This window comes from Microbacterium sp. W4I4, assembly GCF_030816235.1.
Lineage (GTDB): Bacteria > Actinomycetota > Actinomycetes > Actinomycetales > Microbacteriaceae > Microbacterium.
Genome location: NZ_JAUSXT010000001.1, coordinates 836,544 through 854,049 on the forward strand (window position 1 = coordinate 836,544; position 17,506 = coordinate 854,049).

15 protein-coding genes are annotated in these 17,506 nt (G+C 68.6%); 3 read left to right on the plus strand and 12 right to left on the minus strand.

What is annotated here, in order from left to right; translation table 11 throughout:
- Positions 1-19: 19 nt before the first annotated feature.
- Positions 20-355 (minus strand): peptidase, encoded by a 336-nt coding sequence (locus tag QF046_RS04015; protein ID WP_307366435.1) that lies wholly within the window; start codon positions 353-355, stop codon positions 20-22.
- Positions 352-1,818 carry an inorganic phosphate transporter gene (locus QF046_RS04020; RefSeq protein ID WP_307366437.1) on the minus strand — a complete coding sequence of 489 codons (1,467 nt, stop codon included), beginning with the start codon at positions 1,816-1,818 and terminating at the stop codon, positions 352-354. The genes QF046_RS04015 and QF046_RS04020 overlap by 4 nt, the downstream gene beginning before the upstream one ends.
- A 198-nt stretch (positions 1,819-2,016) precedes the next feature.
- On the opposite strand from QF046_RS04020, the gene QF046_RS04025 reads away from it, so the two are divergent.
- Positions 2,017-4,122 carry a S9 family peptidase gene (locus tag QF046_RS04025; RefSeq protein ID WP_307366439.1) on the plus strand — a complete coding sequence of 702 codons (2,106 nt, stop codon included), beginning with the start codon at positions 2,017-2,019 and terminating at the stop codon, positions 4,120-4,122.
- 297 nt (positions 4,123-4,419) lie between these two features.
- A complete protein-coding gene (locus QF046_RS04030; protein WP_307366441.1) occupies positions 4,420-5,388 on the plus strand; it encodes a hypothetical protein in 969 nt (322 codons plus the stop codon).
- 155 nt (positions 5,389-5,543) lie between these two features.
- Here QF046_RS04030 and QF046_RS04035 read toward each other — a convergent pair whose 3' ends face one another.
- From QF046_RS04035 to truB, 6 genes are all read right to left on the minus strand, one after another.
- The gene (locus QF046_RS04035) at positions 5,544-6,572 is read right to left on the minus strand and encodes a 6-phosphofructokinase (protein WP_307366443.1); all 1,029 of its coding nucleotides are present in this window, start codon (positions 6,570-6,572) and stop codon (positions 5,544-5,546) included.
- Between the two features lie 221 nt (positions 6,573-6,793).
- Positions 6,794-8,941 carry a DEAD/DEAH box helicase gene (locus QF046_RS04040; RefSeq protein WP_307366446.1) on the minus strand — a complete coding sequence of 716 codons (2,148 nt, stop codon included), beginning with the start codon at positions 8,939-8,941 and terminating at the stop codon, positions 6,794-6,796.
- A 172-nt stretch (positions 8,942-9,113) separates the two neighbouring features.
- Entirely contained in the window at positions 9,114-10,061 is a 948-nt protein-coding gene (locus tag QF046_RS04045; protein WP_307366448.1) for a bifunctional riboflavin kinase/FAD synthetase, read from the minus strand.
- The gene (locus QF046_RS04050) at positions 10,058-10,450 is read right to left on the minus strand and encodes a hypothetical protein (protein ID WP_307372699.1); all 393 of its coding nucleotides are present in this window, start codon (positions 10,448-10,450) and stop codon (positions 10,058-10,060) included. Before QF046_RS04050 ends, QF046_RS04045 begins: the two co-directional genes overlap by 4 nt.
- Before the next feature lie 72 nt (positions 10,451-10,522).
- Complete coding sequence (locus QF046_RS04055) at positions 10,523-10,891, minus strand: hypothetical protein (RefSeq protein WP_307366450.1); 369 nt, start codon at positions 10,889-10,891, stop codon at positions 10,523-10,525.
- Entirely contained in the window at positions 10,888-11,781 is an 894-nt protein-coding gene (truB, locus tag QF046_RS04060) for a tRNA pseudouridine(55) synthase TruB (protein WP_307366451.1), read from the minus strand. Before truB ends, QF046_RS04055 begins: the two co-directional genes overlap by 4 nt.
- Positions 11,782-11,824: 43 nt before the next feature.
- Between truB and QF046_RS04065 the strand changes: the two genes are divergently transcribed.
- A complete protein-coding gene (locus QF046_RS04065) occupies positions 11,825-12,712 on the plus strand; it encodes an A/G-specific adenine glycosylase (RefSeq protein ID WP_307366453.1) in 888 nt (295 codons plus the stop codon).
- 11 nt (positions 12,713-12,723) lie between these two features.
- Here QF046_RS04065 and rbfA read toward each other — a convergent pair whose 3' ends face one another.
- The 4 genes from rbfA to nusA form a co-directional block, all read right to left on the minus strand.
- On the minus strand, positions 12,724-13,155 hold the full coding sequence (gene rbfA, locus QF046_RS04070) for a 30S ribosome-binding factor RbfA (protein ID WP_307366455.1): 432 nt from the start codon (positions 13,153-13,155) through the stop codon (positions 12,724-12,726).
- Between the two features lie 65 nt (positions 13,156-13,220).
- On the minus strand, positions 13,221-15,980 hold the full coding sequence (infB, locus tag QF046_RS04075; RefSeq protein WP_307366457.1) for a translation initiation factor IF-2: 2,760 nt from the start codon (positions 15,978-15,980) through the stop codon (positions 13,221-13,223).
- Between the two features lie 94 nt (positions 15,981-16,074).
- Positions 16,075-16,347: a YlxR family protein gene (locus QF046_RS04080; RefSeq protein ID WP_307366460.1), complete on the minus strand. Its 273-nt coding sequence runs from the start codon at positions 16,345-16,347 to the stop codon at positions 16,075-16,077.
- Positions 16,348-16,399: 52 nt separating this feature from the next.
- Positions 16,400-17,383 carry a transcription termination factor NusA gene (gene nusA, locus QF046_RS04085; protein WP_307366462.1) on the minus strand — a complete coding sequence of 328 codons (984 nt, stop codon included), beginning with the start codon at positions 17,381-17,383 and terminating at the stop codon, positions 16,400-16,402.
- Positions 17,384-17,506: the final 123 nt, after the last annotated feature.

A 17,506-nucleotide genomic window follows, 5' to 3' on the forward strand; every position in this document is an offset into this window, starting at 1 on the left:
GACGGATACCGGGAGACGGTCAGTGTCCGATGACGATGATCAGGATGCCGCTGAGAACGGCCGCGCCGCACAGCACGAAGCATCCGATCGCCGCGAGGAACGCGAGATTCTTCTGACCTGCGGTGAGCGGGCTCTTCCGGGCGGATTTCGCGGCCTGCTTCGCGGCGCGCTTGATCTCCTTCTCGGAGAACACCGTGATGGCATCCGTGAACTCCGCGGGAGAGACGACGGGCACGCGTCCGGCGCGCACCAGCATCCGCAGCCCGAGGGAGTAGAGCGACACCACCGCCACGGCGCCGACCAGGGCCGCGACGAACACGAGGAGGAACGCGCTCCAATCGATCACGACGGTCATCGTGCACCCTCCTGATCATCGATCGCCAGATCCCACTCGGCGAGCTTCGCTCGCGCACGGCGGCTGGCGCTGAGCGCCTCCCACTCCTGGCTCGCCTGCTCCGCCTCGGCGTACTTCTGCGCTGCGCGCTCCGCCGCCTTGCGTGCGGCCTTGACCTCAGCGGGCGTGCCGCCCGCCTTCTTGAGCTTCTTCGCACGACGTGCCGCGCGCTCGGCCTCGTCGGCCTTGCGCTCCGCCCGCTCAAGTGCGCGCATCAGCTCGATGCGGCTGGTGCGGCGGGTCGGACCGGGGACCTCGGGCAGCTCCACGACGTGCCCGGACTCGGCGACGTCGCTCATCGCGTTGGCGGAGGTCACCGCGTTCTTGCGCGAGCGCAGGAACAGGCCCACGATCACGACGAGCGCGATCACCGCGTCGATCAGAACGCCCCAGCCGTGGAACCACATCACGAACAGCGCGGCGAATGCGCCGACGGCACCGGCGGCGGGAAGGGTCAGCAGCCAGCCGATCGCGATGCGCCCGGCGGTGCGCCACCGCACCACCGATCCGCGACGACCCAGACCCGAGCCGATGACCGAGCCGGAGGCCACCTGCGTGGTGGACAGTGCGAAGCCCAAGGCGCTCGAGGCGAGGATCGTGGCGGCGGTCGAGCTCTCCGCGGCGAAGCCCTGTGCGGGCTTGACCTCGGTGAGCCCCTTGCCGAGCGTGCGGATGATGCGCCAGCCGCCGAGATAGGTGCCCAGCGCGATGGTGAACGCACACGCCACGATGACCCAGAACTCCGGGTTGTGGAAGTGTTCGCTGTCGGGGTCGCCGGTCTGCCAGCCGACCGTGATCAGCGCCAGCGTGATGACGCCCATGGTCTTCTGCGCGTCGTTCGTGCCGTGCGCGAGGGCCACCAGCGAGGAGGTGAAGATCTGTCCCCAGCGGAAGCCGGAGCGTCCGTCGGGCTTGCCGTCGTAGCGGCGGGTCATGCCGTAGGCCACCTTGGTCGCGACGAAGGCGATGAGTCCGGCGGTCAGTGGTGCGATCAGCGCCGGGAGCACGACCTTGGACAGCACCACGCCGAAGTTGATTCCGGCGACGCCGAAGCCGACCAGGGTCGCCCCGATCAGGCCGCCGAACAGCGCATGCGACGAGCTGGAGGGAAGCCCCAGCAGCCAGGTCAGCATGTTCCAGGTGATCGCGCCGATCAGACCGGCGAAGATCAGCTGCGGCAGCAGGTCGTGCGGGATGTCGCCTTCATTCACGATGCCGCCCGACACGGTCTTGGCGACCTCTGTGGACAGGAATGCGCCGACGAGGTTCAGGAGTGCTGCCAGGAGCACCGCGGTCTTTGGCTTCAGTGCGCCGGTCGCGATCGGCGTCGCCATCGCGTTCGCGGTGTCGTGGAATCCGTTGGTGAAGTCGAAGAAGAGTGCCAGTGCTATGACCAGCACGACGACGAGGGCTGCGGTTTCCACCGGTCTCTTTCGTTGGGATTGCCAAGGAGGGGATGCCGGGAATCCGGCGTGACGAACGAAGAGTTCACCGTGGGTTCAAAATCCGTTTACGGGCCCGCAAGAATCCTCCCACCCTCCTCCGCCGTGGTCAACTTGCCTCACGGCGCACCGGTGCGGGCCGCCGCGCCCGGGGCGCACGCACCGCGCTAGCGTTGAGGCGTGAGCGATTCCCGCATTCAGCCGCCCGTCGCGGCCCGCCGCCCCATCACCCGCACCCACCACGGCGACTCCTTCGAGGACTCGTACGAGTGGCTCAGAGCCAAGGACGACCCCGAGGTCATCGCGCACCTCGAGGCGGAGAACGCCTACACCGAGGCACGTACGGCCGACCTCGAGCCGCTGCGAGAGCGACTGTTCCAGGAGGTGAAGTCGCGGGTGCTGGAGACCGATCTGTCGGTTCCGACCCGACGCGGCGACTGGTGGTACTACGGACGCACCGAGGAGGGCGCCCAGTACGGCATCCAGTGCCGCACCGCCGCCACGGGCGAGGACTGGACTCCCCCGGTGCTCGAGCCCGGCGTGCCCGTCCCAGGCGAAGAGGTGCTTCTCGACGGCAACGTCGAGGCCGAGGGCCACGAGTTCTTCTCGCTCGGCGCGTTCGACATCTCCGACGACGGCACGCGGATGCTGTGGTCGGTCGACGTCGAGGGCTCGGAGGTGTACACGGTCCACGTGCGCGACCTCGTGACCGGCGCACGGCTGGAGGATGTGATCGAGAACACCGGTCAGGCGTTCTTCACACCCGACGCGGAGTCGGTCGTCTACACGACGCGTGACGAGGCCTGGCGCCCTGACACGCTGTGGACCCACCGCCTGGGCTCCGCCGTCGCGGACGACACCAGGCTCTTCCACGAGCCCGATGAGCGCTTCTGGCTCGGTGCCGGCATCACGCGCAGCAAGAAGTACCTGGTGATCGGGCTCGGCTCGAAGATCACCAGCGAGGAGCTGCTGCTCGACCTGTCCGATCCGGACGCCGAGCCGCGAGTGGTCTGGCCGCGCCGCGACGGCGTGGAGTACTCGGTCGATCACGCCGTCGTCGACGGCGAGGATCGGCTTCTCATCCTGCACAACGACGGCGCCCTCGACTTCGAGCTGGTCTCGGTCGCGGCATCCGACCCGGAGGGCGAGCGGCAGGTGCTGCTGCCGCACATGCCGGGCCGCCGCCTGCTGGACGTGGACTGCTTCCGCGACTTCGCGACGGTCGAGTTCCGCTCCGAGGGGATGCCGCACGCGGCGCTTCTGGACCACCGAACCGGCGCCCTGGACGTGGTCGAGTTCGACGAGCCGCTGTACGAGGCGTACTTCAGCGGCAACCCGGAGTGGCACGCGCCGTTCCTGCGGATGGGCTACACGTCGTTCGTGACGCCGTCGACCGTGCTGGAACTGGAGCTGGCCACGGGCGAGAAGCACGTGCGCAAGCAGACGACCGTGCTGGGCGGGTACGAGCCGGCCGACTACGGACAGCAGCGCGTCTGGGCGACCGCTCCGGACGGCGTGCAGGTGCCCGTCTCGCTGGTCTGGAATCGTTCCTTCGGCGAGCCCGGCGCCTCCGCGCGCCCCGTGCATCTGTACGGATACGGCTCGTACGAGCACTCGATCGACCCCGGCTTCTCCGCGATGCGCCTGTCGCTGATGGACCGCGGGGTGATCTTCGCGGTGGCGCACGTGCGCGGCGGCGGCGAGATGGGCCGGCACTGGTACGAGGACGGCAAGGAGCTGCGCAAGCGCAACACCTTCACGGACTTCATCGCCAGTGCGCAGCACCTGATCGACACCGGTGTCACGACGCCCGAGCGCATGGTCGCGGAGGGTGGCAGCGCGGGCGGTCTGCTGATGGGCGCCGTCGCGAACCTGGCTCCTGAGCTGTTCGCCGGCATCCTGGCCGGTGTCCCCTTCGTCGATGCGCTGACCTCGATCCTGGACCCGTCGCTGCCGCTGACCGTGGTGGAGTGGGACGAGTGGGGCGACCCGCTGCACGACCCCGAGGTGTACTCCTACATGAAGACGTACACGCCGTACGAGAACATCCTCACGGACGTCGCCTACCCGCGCATCCTCGCGATGACCTCGCTGAACGACACCCGTGTGCTCTACGTGGAGCCCGCGAAGTGGGTGTCCGCGCTGCGGCACTCCGGCGCGCAGGACGTGCTGCTCAAGTGCGAGATGACCGCCGGGCACGGCGGGGTCAGCGGACGCTACAACGCCTGGCGCGACCGCGCGTTCGAGTTGGCGTGGATGCTGGACGTGCTCGGCCTCGCCGACTGATCCCGGGCGCGGATCGGGTCGCTGTACTCAGCCCTGTGTCCGCACCCGATTTTCCGCCCTGTCTCCCCCACCCCCATGTCCCAGCAGTGGCGGCTGTGCGCACCCCGCACCCGCCACTGCTGACCCGCTCAACGCGTCGTGTCCCAGAACCGGCGAGTGGGTGGTCCCTTCAGCCACCACGACTGGGACATGGAATCCGGGGCCGTTCGCTCTGCACATTCCGGCTGTCCGGCGGATTGTGCACAGTTCCCGGGACCGGGCATCCTCCGATCTGTCCTGACCGGGTGAGATATGGGGATGACTCGCAGGCAGCCGCTTCCCGACGACCTCGTCCACGGACCCTTCCACGTCTCCCAGGCGCGCGAGGCCGGCGTCGCGCGTTCGCGGCTGCGGGCCGCGGACCTGGCCTCGCCCACCCGTGGTGTCCGGCGGGTTCGCGGCGAGCAGCCCGAGGAAGAGGATGCCAAGCTCACACCGACGCAGCGGATGCAGCGTGTCTCAGCGCTGCTGCGCGAGGAGGTCGACGCGTTCGCCGTGGCGTTCACCCCGCATCAGTTCCTGAGTCACGAGACGGGGCTCGCGATCCTGGGCACCCCGCTGCCGTACACGACCGCGAACCGGCGCAAGGTGCATGTCTCGGTTCGACGCCCGCATCCGCTGCCGCGTCGGTGCGGCGTTCACGGGCATCGCCTGCAGGAGCGGAAGGCGGCCCGATGGCGAGCAGGCGGTCTGCCGATCGAGCATCCGGCGCGGATGTGGCGTCAGGCGGCCTCTCACTGGGACTTGGATCACCTGATCATCGCAGGCGACTTCCTCATCCACCCGCGCCGCCGCCTCGTCACTCTCGACGACCTGCGCGAGGAGGTGGTGGAGGCAGGTGACGTGCGCGGCCTGCTGCGCGCTGCCCTGCAGGAGATCCGCGCCGGATCCGAGAGCTCCGAGGAGAGTCGCCTGCGCCTGCTGCTGACTCGCGCCGGCCTGCCGGAACCGGTGCTGAACATGAACCTGTTCGACAGCAGCGACCGATTCGTCGCGCGCCTCGACCTCGCCTACCCGCAATACAGGGTGGCTCCGGAGTTCGACGGCCGCGGGCACGCGGACGTCGATCAGTTCGCCAAGGACGCCGACCGCTGGGATGCGATCCGGGCACAGGACTGGCGACACGTGCGCATCCTCAGCCACCACATGCGACCGAATCCGCAGATCGCCGTCGACAAGGTTGCCGCCGCGTTGTTCGACGCCGGGTGGCGGCCCGGACGCGGATGATTCTCCGTCCCAGAAGTGGCGGGTGCTGTGGCATCCGACCTACCTCTTCTGGGACGCGCCCTCGGATGCGGAGCAGCAAGGGTCGGTGAGCGACCCTGCCACCCGCCATTTCTGGGACACGGAGGCGGCTCAGAGCGGGTACAACGAGCGGACGCTCAGCCGAAGAGCGCGGATGCCTCGTCGTAGCGTTCGCGCGGCACGGTGTTCAGCTCGCCGAGAGCCTCCTCGAAAGGCACCAGGACGATGTCCGTGCCGCGCATGGCGACCATCTGGCCCCATGCGCCGCTCATGAGGGCGTCCGCGGCGTTCAGCCCGAGGCGCGTCGCGAGCACGCGGTCGAAGCCGGAGGGCGAGCCGCCGCGCTGGATGTGTCCGAGAACCGTGGACCGCGTCTCGACACCGGTGATCCGCTCGATCTCCGGTGCGAGCATCTCGCTGATCCCGCCGAGGCGCGGACGATTGAAGGCGTCCAGGCCCTTGTCGCTGTACGCCTCGTCCATGTCGGTGAGCGTGAAGCCCTCCGAGACGACGACAAGAGGAGCACGACCGCGATCGCGGGCGCGTGAGACGAGCGCGCAGATCTCGTCCATCGACATCGGCACCTCAGGGATGCAGATGACATGCGCCCCCGCGGCCATGCCTGCATGCAGGGCGATCCATCCGACGTGGCGCCCCATGACCTCGGCCACCATGCAGCGCTGGTGCGAGTCTCCGGTGGTGCGCAGCCGGTCCATGGCGTCCGTCGCGATGTTCACGGCCGTGTCGAATCCGAACGAGTAGTCGGTCGCGCGCAGATCGTTGTCGATGGTCTTCGGCACGCCGAGGACGTTGATGCCGTCCTTGGCGAGACGGTCGGCAGCCGCCAGCGTGCCTTCGCCGCCGATGGCCACGATTCCGTCGATACCGTGCGCGGCGAGCGTCTTGGCGATGTTCTCGGCGCCGCCGCGCGATCCCTCGTAGGGATTGGTGCGGCTGGTGCCGAGGATGGTGCCTCCGACCTTGGACAGCCCCTTCACCTCGTGACGGGTGAGCGGGAAGAAGTCGCCGTCCACGACGCCGCGCCAGCCGTCGCGGATGCCGACGAACTCGAGGTCGTACGTGGTGGTGCCCTTGAGCACGATGCCGCGGATGACTGCGTTGAGGCCGGGGCAGTCGCCGCCGCTGGTGAGAATGCCGATCTTCATGCTGCTGCCTTCATGATTCGGGGAAAGGGGTAAGGGCGACGCTGCCTGCATCCGACCCTAGTGGTGAACCCAGGTCGATGCCATTCCGCATCGCATGAAAAACGAGAATCTTGCCGAGCCGTTATGGCCATACGTCGATACTTTGCCGAATCGCATCCGAATCAACGACAGAGGGCGCCAAGAACTGTTGTTCTTAACGCCCTCTGCGGAGTCGATGACGTTCAGTCGCCGCCCAGCGCCTCCCGCAGCAGGTGCATGAGCGCCGCCATCTGCACGGACTCGCTCGCGGTCTCCTCGACAGCCTCGCCATCCAGTGCACGGGCGGCCAGACCCTGCTTCTGATCGATGAGCTCCGCGATCTTCGTGTCGATCGTGTGCGCGGCGATGATTCGCCACGCGGTGACGGGCTCGTCCTGGCCGATGCGGTGCACCCGGTCGATCGCCTGGGTCTGCTCCGCGGCCGTCCAGCTGAGCTCGGCCAGTACGACGTTCGACGCCGCCTGCAGGTTCACGCCCACGCCGGCCGCCGTCAGCGAGCAGACCGCGATGCCGACCGAGGGGTCGGTGTTGAACGCGTCGATGGCCTGCTGGCGTGCGGGCGTGGACTGATCCCCACGGATCGAGACCGCTTTGATTCCGGATGCGGCGAAATGCGCCTCCGCCTGATCCATGACGTCGATGTGCTTCGCGAAGAACACGACCTTCGCGACCGAGCGCTGCAGCTGAGCGGCGTAGTCGGCGGCGAGTCCGGCCTTGGCCTGACCGATCCTGCGCACCATGGTGAACACGTTGTCGCCCCCGGTGCCGGCAGCCTTGGATTCCTCGAGCTCGTTGTGCGCGACGAGGCGGACGATGTCGTCGTTGATCTCCCCGGGGGTCGCGGGACCGTGCGCGGCCGCGCGGGCCTCGACGATGCGCCGGTACTTCGCGGCCATCCGCTCCCCGAGCTCGCGCTCGGCCTGACGGATGCTGCGTCCGAACTCGTCGTCGAGCTGCACGGGCAGGTCGGCGATGAGCTTGTCGGGCAGGTCGGCCGCGACGTCCTTCTTCTTCCGGCGCACGATTCCCATCGAGATCACGGCTTCGCGCGCTTCGGCGTAGAAGGACTTGTCCGCGGGGGTGAGCCCGGTTGCGTCCAGCTTCTCCATCAGCTGCGGAGTCGGCTTCTCGCCGTTGGTCCAGCCGAGGAACCGCCAGATCGCGTCGAAGTCCTCGACGTCGTTGATCAGCGGGGTTCCCGTCAGCGCGAGCAGGAGCGGGTCACGGGTGCGCTCGCGCACCCGTGCTGCCAGCGCCAGCACGTTCTGCGAGCGCTGCGAGGAGAGGTTCTTGATGAAGTGCGCCTCGTCGACGACGATGCCCTTCAGGCCGATCTCGCCGAGCCACGACAGGTGACGGTCGAGGATCTCGTAGTTGACGATGAACACGTCGGCGAAGGCGTCGATGTCCGCGCCGTCGCCCTGGATGACGGTCGCGCGGCGCTGCGGGGTCCACAGTTCCACCTCGCGCGCCCAGTTCATCTTCACCACGTTGGGGACGACGACCAGCAGCGGGTATGCGTCGGCCACGGAGGCTGCGAGCACGGACTGCGCGGTCTTTCCGAGACCCGGCTCGTCGGCCAGCAGGAAGCTGCGGTGACCGGCGCGGACGGCCTCGACGAAACGGGACTGGTGCACCATCACCTCGCGGCCCTTCGGCGAGAGGTGGTCGTACTCGGGGGTCGGAGGCAGCTCCATGGTGGCCGCTCCCCCGCCCGCACCCGACTCGAAGGCCTTGTAGAGCGGTCCCATGAGCTCCCAGCCGTCCAACCGGCGACGAGGCACGGAAGCCGCTCTCGGGGTGAGGTCCGGCTCGAGGAAGGGGTTGGCGAGCTGTCGCGACTCCACGGACGGCGGGGTCACCTGCTTCTCGGCGAGGGCGGCGGGGACGACGTTCGTGACCCTGACGGGCGCCACGTCGGTGATGATGAGCTCCTCGGGCGCGAGTTCCGCACCGGACTCGAGGAGCCAGTCGCGTCGCATCCGCTTCGCCACCGGAGAGGTCGCCTGGTCTGCCTCGAGCAGCTGGATCAGCGAGGTGTCGCGTGCGGCCGTCTTCGCGAGGATCGTCGCAACGCCATCGAGTCGCTTGAGCAGTTCCGCACGTGCGGAGTCGATCAACTCGGCATCCGTCTTCACCCTGGCACGCTCTTCGCGCACCAGGAACGCGATCACCTGGAACTTGACCCGATTCGTGGGTCCGAGCTTGGATCGCTGCGCCTTCGCCTCGATCTCGCGCACCTTGCGCGCGAGGATGGGGATCAGCGGTGCCTCTTCGTCGCGACGAGAGGTCTTCTTGCGCCGCGATGCGGCAGTCGCCGTGGTCGGCATGCTCCTCCTGAGCGTGAGTGCCGAAGCGCCGAAGGGGCCTTCGGTTCGTACTGTGATCCGCGTGTGGCGCCAGCCAGGACCGTGCGGACGGCGACTCCGGTCTGCGCGCGTCGTACGGCGGACATCGGATGCCAGGGCATAGTTTACGGCATCCCCGGCGTTGATGCGATCGTCAATCCTTTTCGAGGCGTGTCCGCGCTTCGGTGACATCCGCGGCCATCTGCGCGATGAGCGCGTCCATCCCGTCGAACGCGACCATCCCGCGCAGATGCGAGGTGAACTCCACGGTCACGTGGTGGCCGTACAGGTCCAGTCCGACCTCGTCGAGCACATGCGCCTCGACCTGACGACGATGCACGTCGTCGAAGGTCGGATTCGTCCCCACCGAGATCGCGGCCGGATGCCGGATGCCGGTGTCGTGGTCGTCCAGCCAGCCGGCGTAGACGCCGTCGGCGGGCGCGAGTGCATCGATGACCTCGGACAGGTTCGCGGTCGGGAAGCCGAGTTCGCGCCCTCGCTTGAGTCCGTGCACGACTTCGCCCGACACGGAGACCGGGCGTCCGAGCACCCTGGCGGCCTCGACGACGTCGCCTGCCGCCAGCAGCTCGCGGATCCAGGTGGAAGACACCCGTCGCTCGCCGCCGTCAGGATGCACGTCCTCGACGACGTCGACGGTGAATCCGTAGCGCGGGCCGAGTTCGCGCAGCAGCGCGACGTCTCCCCTGCCGCCGCTGCCGAAGCGGAAGTCCCGCCCGACCAGCACCGTCACGACGTGCAGCGCGTCGACGAGGATGTCGCTCACGAAGTCCTCTGCCGCCAGCGACGCCAGCGCGCGATCGAAGGTGAGCAGCAGCGTGGCATCCAGATCCAGCTCGCCCAGCAGGTCCAGCTTGCGATCGGTGACCACGACGTTCTCGGGGCACGACTCGGGCCGCAGGATCTCGAGCGGGTTGCGGTCGAACGTCACGGCCACGGCGCGCGCGTCCGCGGCCCGCGCGTCCTCGCGCATCCGCTCGATGACCGCACGGTGGCCCAGGTGCACGCCGTCGAACTTGCCGATCGCGACCACGCTGGGACCGAAGTCCGCGGGCACCTCGGAGAGGTCGCGGAAGACGATCATGCCTGCTCTCCCTTCGGCGGGTGCGTGCGCAGCCACCACAGGCCGAACACCGGCAGCACGAGCGGGATGAAGACGTAGCCCATGCCGAAGTACGACCACACGCTGTCGTGTCCGAACAGCGCCGGCACGAGCAGGCTCAGCGCCCCCACGACGATCACGCCGGTGAGCTCGAAGACGATCGCGATCCAGGCGACCGTGTACCAGCCACGGCGGTGCGCGAGGATCAGCGCGAGAGTCGCGACGATGTACACGACGGCGGCCATCGCGGACAGCGAGTACGCCAAGGGTGCCTCGTCGAAGCGACGGACGATCTGCACGAAGCTGCGTCCGGTGGCGCCGAGAGCCATCACGGCGTAGACGATGACGAGAACCCGGCCGATACCCGTCATTCGGGTGCGCGAGTGGATCTGGGGCGATGCATCGGTGTGGGACATTGCGTCCACCATCCTAATCCGCTCGGATCACGCGATCTGCACGGTCCAGATCGTCTGCATCCGCCACAGCATGATCGCCAGCGACAGGCCGACGACGCCGAGGACGACCGTGCTCCAACGCGTGCGATCCAGCAGAGCCCACACCACGCCGCCGGCGGGCAGCAGCAAGGCGCCGATCAGATAGACCCAGTACTCGAGAAGGTCGCCGGTGGGCGGATTTCCCGCCAGCGGTGAGATGATCGCGATGACGGCCTGCACGATCAGCAGCACCTCCATCAGCAGCACGCTGCCGACCGAGTAGTCGCTCGGGCGCCGCCCGGCGAAGCCGAGGATGAGGCAGAAGAGGCCCGCCGCGCACGCGATGACGATCTGGACGATGGTGAACCACAGGATCACGCCTGCACCTCCGGCATGTTCATGGCGCTCTTGATGTCCTTGCCGCGTGCCTCGAGGATGCCGACGAGCGCTCCGTCGGGGTCGAGGGCGGCCACCTCGGATGCCGTCAGCCGGTCGCGCTGACCGACCAGACGCTTCCCGTGGCGCAGATCGCGGGCTTCCTCGGCCGTGACCGGCAGCACCGGCATCACGCGCTCCGCAGCCGCTGCGGGGCTCAGGGTCGGCGCACCGTCGAGATCATCGATGCCCACGGCGTCCTCGACGTGGAAGCCGCCGACCCGGGTGCGACGCAGCGCCGTGAGGTGACCGCCCACGCCGAGCGCGTCACCGAGGTCGCGCGCCAGGGCGCGGATGTAGGTTCCCGAGGAGCAGTCCACGATCACATCCAGGTCGAGGAAGTCCGCCGTGCGCCGCTGGGCGATCAGGTCGAAGCGCGAGACCGTCACCTCTCGGGCGGCCAGCTCGACGCTCTCCCCCGCGCGCACCAGATCGTAGGCGCGGCGACCGGCGACCTTGATGGCGGAGACGGAGCTCGGCACCTGCGAGATCGCACCGGTGAGGCTGCGGATGCCGTTCTGCACCGCCTCGTCGTCCACGCTCGCCCAGGCCCCGGCATCCGCGGTGTCGACGAGGTCGCCCTCGGCGTCGTCGGTCGTGGTGCGCGAGCCGAGGCGGATGGTGGCCGTGTAGGTCTTGTCGGCGCCGACGATGTACGTCAGCAGTCGGGTGGCGCCCTCGATGCCGATCACCAGCAGGCCGGTCGCCATCGGGTCGAGGGTGCCGGCGTGCCCGACCTTGCGGGTGCCGAACGCCCGCCGGACGCGCGCGACCACGTCATGACTGGTCAGACCACCGGGCTTGTCTACGAGGAGGATGCCATGCGATGCCACTCGTTCAGCCTACCGAGTCGCGGTGCTCGTCTAGGCTGGCGGGATGCCGTCCGCAGCCCCCGATCCTCGCGTGCTCGCCGACTGGTACCGCCGCGAGGCGCGTGACCTCCCGTGGCGCCGGACCGAGTTCTCGGATCGTCATGGTGCGTGGGGAACGCTGGTCAGCGAGTTCATGCTGCAGCAGACGCCGGTCGCTCGGGTGATCCCGCATCTGACCGCGTGGCTGGAGCGATGGCCCTCACCGGATGCCATGTCCACGGCCACGCCGGCCGAGGTGGTGCACCAGTGGGCGAACCTGGGCTATCCGCGCCGCGCTCTCTGGCTGCACCGTGCCGCGGTGGAGACCGTCGAGCGCCACGGCGGAGTGGTCCCCCGTGATGTCGGAGCGCTGCTGGAGCTGTCGGGCATCGGCGATTACACGGCCCGCGCGGTGGCGGTGTTCCACTACGGCGACCGGCATCCCGTGGTCGACACCAACACCCGTCGGGTGATCGCGCGCGCTGTGGACGGCCGTGCTCAGCCGGACCCGCCGTCGAAACGGGACCTTGAGCGTATGTCGGCTCTGATGCCCGAGGACGTCGACGAGTCGGCGGTGTTCAACGCGGCGATGATGGAGCTGGGGGCGACCGTGTGCACGGCTCGGGCGCCGAAGTGCGAGGCCTGTCCGATAGCCGCGCAATGCGCCTGGCTCGCCGCGGGCCGGCCGGACACCGGTGACACCCGTCGCCGTCAGGCGCGGTACGAGGGTTCTGACCGTCAGGCCCGCGGCGGAGTGCTGCGGGCGCTGCGCGGCGCCGTCGACCATCGGATGCCGGCGGATGAGGTGCTCCCCGACTGGCCGGATGCCGTCCAGCGCGACCGCGCGATCGACTCGCTGATCGTCGACGGGCTGATCGAGGCGTCAGCGGGGATGCTGCTGCTCCCCCGCTGACGGCGCTCGAATCAGTCCTCTTCGTCGTCCTCGTCGCGCACGTACGGGTCGGCGTCGCCGGCGTGGGTCGCACCCACGGCGAGCTTCGCCACCTCTTCGTCGCGCTCACGCGCCTGCCGCAGCAGGTCGGCGATGTGCCCGGCGTTCTCGGGCAGGGCATCCGCGATGAACTCCAGCGTGGGCACGAGGCGCACGTTGAGCTGACGACCCACCTCCTTGCGCAGCAGCCCTGTGGCCGACGTCAGCGCAGCACCGCTGGCGACGCGCTCCTCGTCGGTCCCCAGCACCGTGTAGAACACGGAGGCATGCTGCAGGTCTCCGGACACGCGCACGTCGGTGATCGTCACGAACCCGAGGCGCGGGTCGCGCAGTCCCTTCTCCAGACGCTCGGCGAGGATGACGCGGATGCGGTCCGCGAACCGTGCCTGTCGTTCTCCGGCCATGATTCCCACTCCCTATGTGAAGAATGAGGGGCGCCCAGCGGGCGCCCCTCACCTGTCTGATCGGATCAGCTGCGGGTCTTCTCGACCATCTCGATGGTCTCGATCTCGTCGCCGATCTGGATGTCGTTGAACTTGCCCAGACCGATACCGGCCTCGAAGTCCGTGCGGACCTCGGTGACGTCGTCCTTGAAGCGACGCAGCGACTCGATGGCGAGGCCATCTGCGAGGACGATGCCATCGCGGATGACACGGGCCTTCGCGTTGCGCGTGATCGTTCCCGAGCGGACGATGACACCGGCGATGTTGCCGAACTTCGAGGAGCGGAACACCTCGCGGATCTCGGCGACACCCGACTGGACCTCTTCGAACTCCGGCTTGAGCATTCCCTTGAGGGAGTTCTCGATCTCGTCGATCGCCGAGTAGATGACCGAGTAGAACCGGACATCCACGCCCTCGCGGGCCGCAGCCTCACGGGCCTTGGGGTCGGGGCGGACGTTGAAGCCCACGATGATCGCGTTGTCGATCGTCGCGAGGTTCACATCCGACTCCGTGACCGCACCCACACCACGGTGGATGATGCGCAGCTGCACGGTGTCGTCGACCTCGATCTTGAGGAGCGACTCCTCCAGCGCCTCGACGGCACCGGACACGTCGCCCTTGATGATGAGGTTGAGCGTCTCGACCTTGCCCTCTTCGAGAGCACGGGTGAAGTCCTCGAGCGAGATGCGCTTGCGGGCCTTGGCCAGCAGGGCGTTGCGCTCGACGGCCTCGCGCTTCTCAGCGATCTGACGCGCCATGCGGTCCTCGTCGGTGACGATGAAGACGTCACCGGCGCGGGGCACCGAGTTCAGACCCTGCACCTGCACGGGGCGGGACGGAGCTGCGTACTCGACCGAGTCGCCGTTCTCGTCGAGCATGGCGCGGACGCGGCCGTAAGCCGTTCCCGCCACGATCGAGTCGCCGACGTGCAGCGTTCCGGACTGGATCAGCACCGTCGCGACCGAACCGCGGCCCTTGTCGAGCTTCGCCTCGATGGCGACACCGCGAGCGGCCTTGTTCGGGTTGGCCGTGAGGTCCAGACCCGCGTCGGCGGTCAGCAGGACGGCATCGACGAGCTCCTGGATGCCGGTGCCCGCACGGGCCGACACATCCACGAACAGCACGTCTCCGCCGTACTCCTCGGCGACCAGACCGTACTCGGTGAGCTGCTGACGGACCTTGGCCGGGTTGGCCTCGGGCTTGTCGACCTTGTTCACCGCGACCACGATCGGCACACCGGCCGCCTGGGCGTGGTTCAGGGCCTCCACCGTCTGCGGCATGATGCCGTCGTCGGCGGCGACCACGAGGATCGCGATGTCGGTGACCTGCGCACCACGGGCACGCATGGCGGTGAACGCCTCGTGACCCGGGGTGTCGATGAAGGTGACCGCACGCTCGATGCCGTCGTGCTCGGTCCAGATCTGGTACGCGCCGATGTGCTGGGTGATGCCACCGGCCTCGCCCTCGACGACATTGGACTTGCGGATCGCGTCGAGCAGTCGGGTCTTACCGTGGTCGACGTGACCCATGACGGTGACCACCGGGGGACGGATCTCGAGGTCATCCTCGCTCTCCGCCTCCAGCTCGGCATCGAGGTCGAGACCGAAGCCCTCGAGGAGCTCCTTGTCCTCGTCCTCGGGCGAGACCATCTGGATCTTGTAGCCGAGCTCCTCGCCCAGCACCTCGAAGGTCGCCTCGTCCAGCGACTCGGTGGCCGTGGCCATCTCGCCGAGGTTGAAGAGGATGGTGACCAGCGTTCCGGGCTGAACGGTGTAACCGTTCAGTGCCTCGAGCTTGTCCGCGAAGTCCGCGATCGATGCGCCGCGGCGCAGGCGGATGATCTCGCCGTTGCCCTTGGAGACGTTGACGCCGCCGACGATCGGCGCCGACCGCATCTCGAATTCCTGGCGCTTCGCCCGCCGCGACTTGCGCTGCTTGCTCTTGCCGCCGCCCTTGCCGAAGGCACCTGCGGTACCGCCGCCGGGTCCACGACCACGACCGCCGCCACCACCGGGACGACCGGCGAATCCGCCGCCGCCACCGGGACGCGCGCCGGGACCTGCACCGGGAGCGCCGGCGCCGCCAGGACGACCGGGGCCGCCGGAGCGCTGCTGGAACGGTGCGCCACCGGGACGACCGCCCTGACCGCCGCGTGCGCCACCGGGGCCGCCGGGGCCGCCGGGACGACCGGGACGCGGAGCGCCGATTCGCGGGGAGTCAGCGCGCGGAGCCTGCGGACGCGGGATGTTGCCGGGGGTAGGACGCTGGCCCATGCCCTGTGCCGACGCGAACGGGTTGTTCCCGGGGCGAGGACCTGCGGGACGCGCGCCCATTCCCTGCGCCGAGGCGAAGGGGCTGTTGCCCGGGCGCGATGCGCCGGGCTTCGGTGCGCTGCCGCCGGGCTTGGGGCCGGCCGGCTGGGACTCAGCGGGCGTCGCCGCGGGCTTGTCCTCGACCGGTGCCGGGGTGCTCTCCGCCTGCGGCTCCGGAGTCTCCGGCTTCGCGGCGGGCTTCGGTCCGGGCTTGGGTCCGGGCACCGGAGCGCCGGACTTGACGCCGGAGGGCGCCGGAGCCTTCGCTGCGGGCTTCGCCTCAGCCTTGGGTGCCGCGGCCTTCGCCGCGGGATCGGCCTCGATGGCAGCGCGAAGCTTGCGCGCCACAGGGGGCTCGATGGTCGAAGAGGGACTCTTCACGAACTCGCCCAGCTCCTTGAGCTTCGCGAGTGCGAACTTGCTGTCGATGCCGAGTTCAGCGGCGATCTCGTGTACGCGTGGTTTACCAGCCACAATTCTCCTGTCGGGGTCGGTCCACCCTGACAGGGCAGACCACTAGTCGCGGACGGGTCTCATTTCGAGCCGTTCACTTTGTTTCCATAGCCGTTCAGCCTTTGTTCTTCGAGCCGTACTGTTCGATGGTCTGCGCATCCTCCGCCTCGGGGAAACCGATGGCAGGTGAGACGCGAAGTGCTCGTGCAAAAGCCCGGCGCCGCAGAGCGGCAGCCAGACATTCGGATGTCGGATGCAGCCATGCGCCCCTCCCCGGCAGCACGCCTCGCTCGTCGAAGACGAGCTCGCCGTTGTGCTGGACCACTCTGATCAGAGTGGTTCGAGAGGCACGATCGCGGCAACCGACACACGTTCGTACAACATCCATCTTACACCTCACCGCACTGTCCGAAGCCCGGCGCACCGCGCCGGGGGGTCCGTCACTCCATCACGCTGTCGGGCTGGATGTCGATCTTCGCGCCGGTCAGCTTCGCCGCGAGGCGCGCATTCTGTCCTTCCTTGCCGATCGCCAGCGACAGCTGGTAATCGGGAACCAGTGCGCGGACCGCCTTGATGTTGGCGTCCAGCACGAAGGCCGAGGTCACCTTGGCGGGCGAGAGCGCGTTGGCGACGAAGGTCGCCAGGTCGGGGTGATGGTCGACGATGTCGATCTTCTCGCCCGACAGCTCCTCGGTGACCGCGCGCACGCGGCGACCCATCTCACCGATGCACGCTCCCTTGGCGTTGACCGACGGGTCGTTCGCCTTGACCGCGATCTTGGTCCGGTGACCGGCCTCGCGGGCGAGAGAGACGATCTCGACCAGCCCGGCCGCGATCTCGGGGACCTCCAGGGCGAAGAGCTTGCGGACCAGGCCCGGGTGGGTGCGCGAGACCGTGATCTGCGGACCCTTGGTTCCCTTGGCGACACTGGTCACGTACACGCGCAGGCGCGTGCCGTGCGTGTACTCCTCGCCGGGGACCTGCTCCTCGGGAGGGAGGATCGCCTCGACGGAACCGAGGTCGACGTGGATCATGCGGGGGTTCGGGCCCTGCTGGATGACGCCGGCGACGATGTCGCCCTCTTTGCCGCGGAACTCGCCGAGCACCGCGTCATCGGCGATGTCGCGCAGTCGCTGGCCGATGACCTGCTTGGCGGCGTAGGCGGCGATGCGCCCGAAGTCGTCAGGAGTGGTCTCCTCCTCGCCGATGATCGCGCCCTCTTCGTCCTTGACGGGCTGCAGCACGGCCACATGTCCGGTCTTGTCGTTGAGCTCGACACGCACGCCGTCGGGAATCGTGCCCTCTTCGGAGACGTGCTTGCCGTAGGCGGTGAGGATGGCCTGCTCGATGATCGACACGAGCTCGTCGAAGGGGATCCCCTTCTCCTTCTCGATTCCTCGCAGCAGTCCGAGTTCGATGTCCATCAGCGGTCTCCTCTATTCAGCTCTCATCCGCGGAAAGACGCTCCGCGGGCATCCGTCCAGAATAGCCGAAACGGAGGGCGCCGGACGAGCCGCGCACGGCGACGCCCCCGGCACTCACCGGGG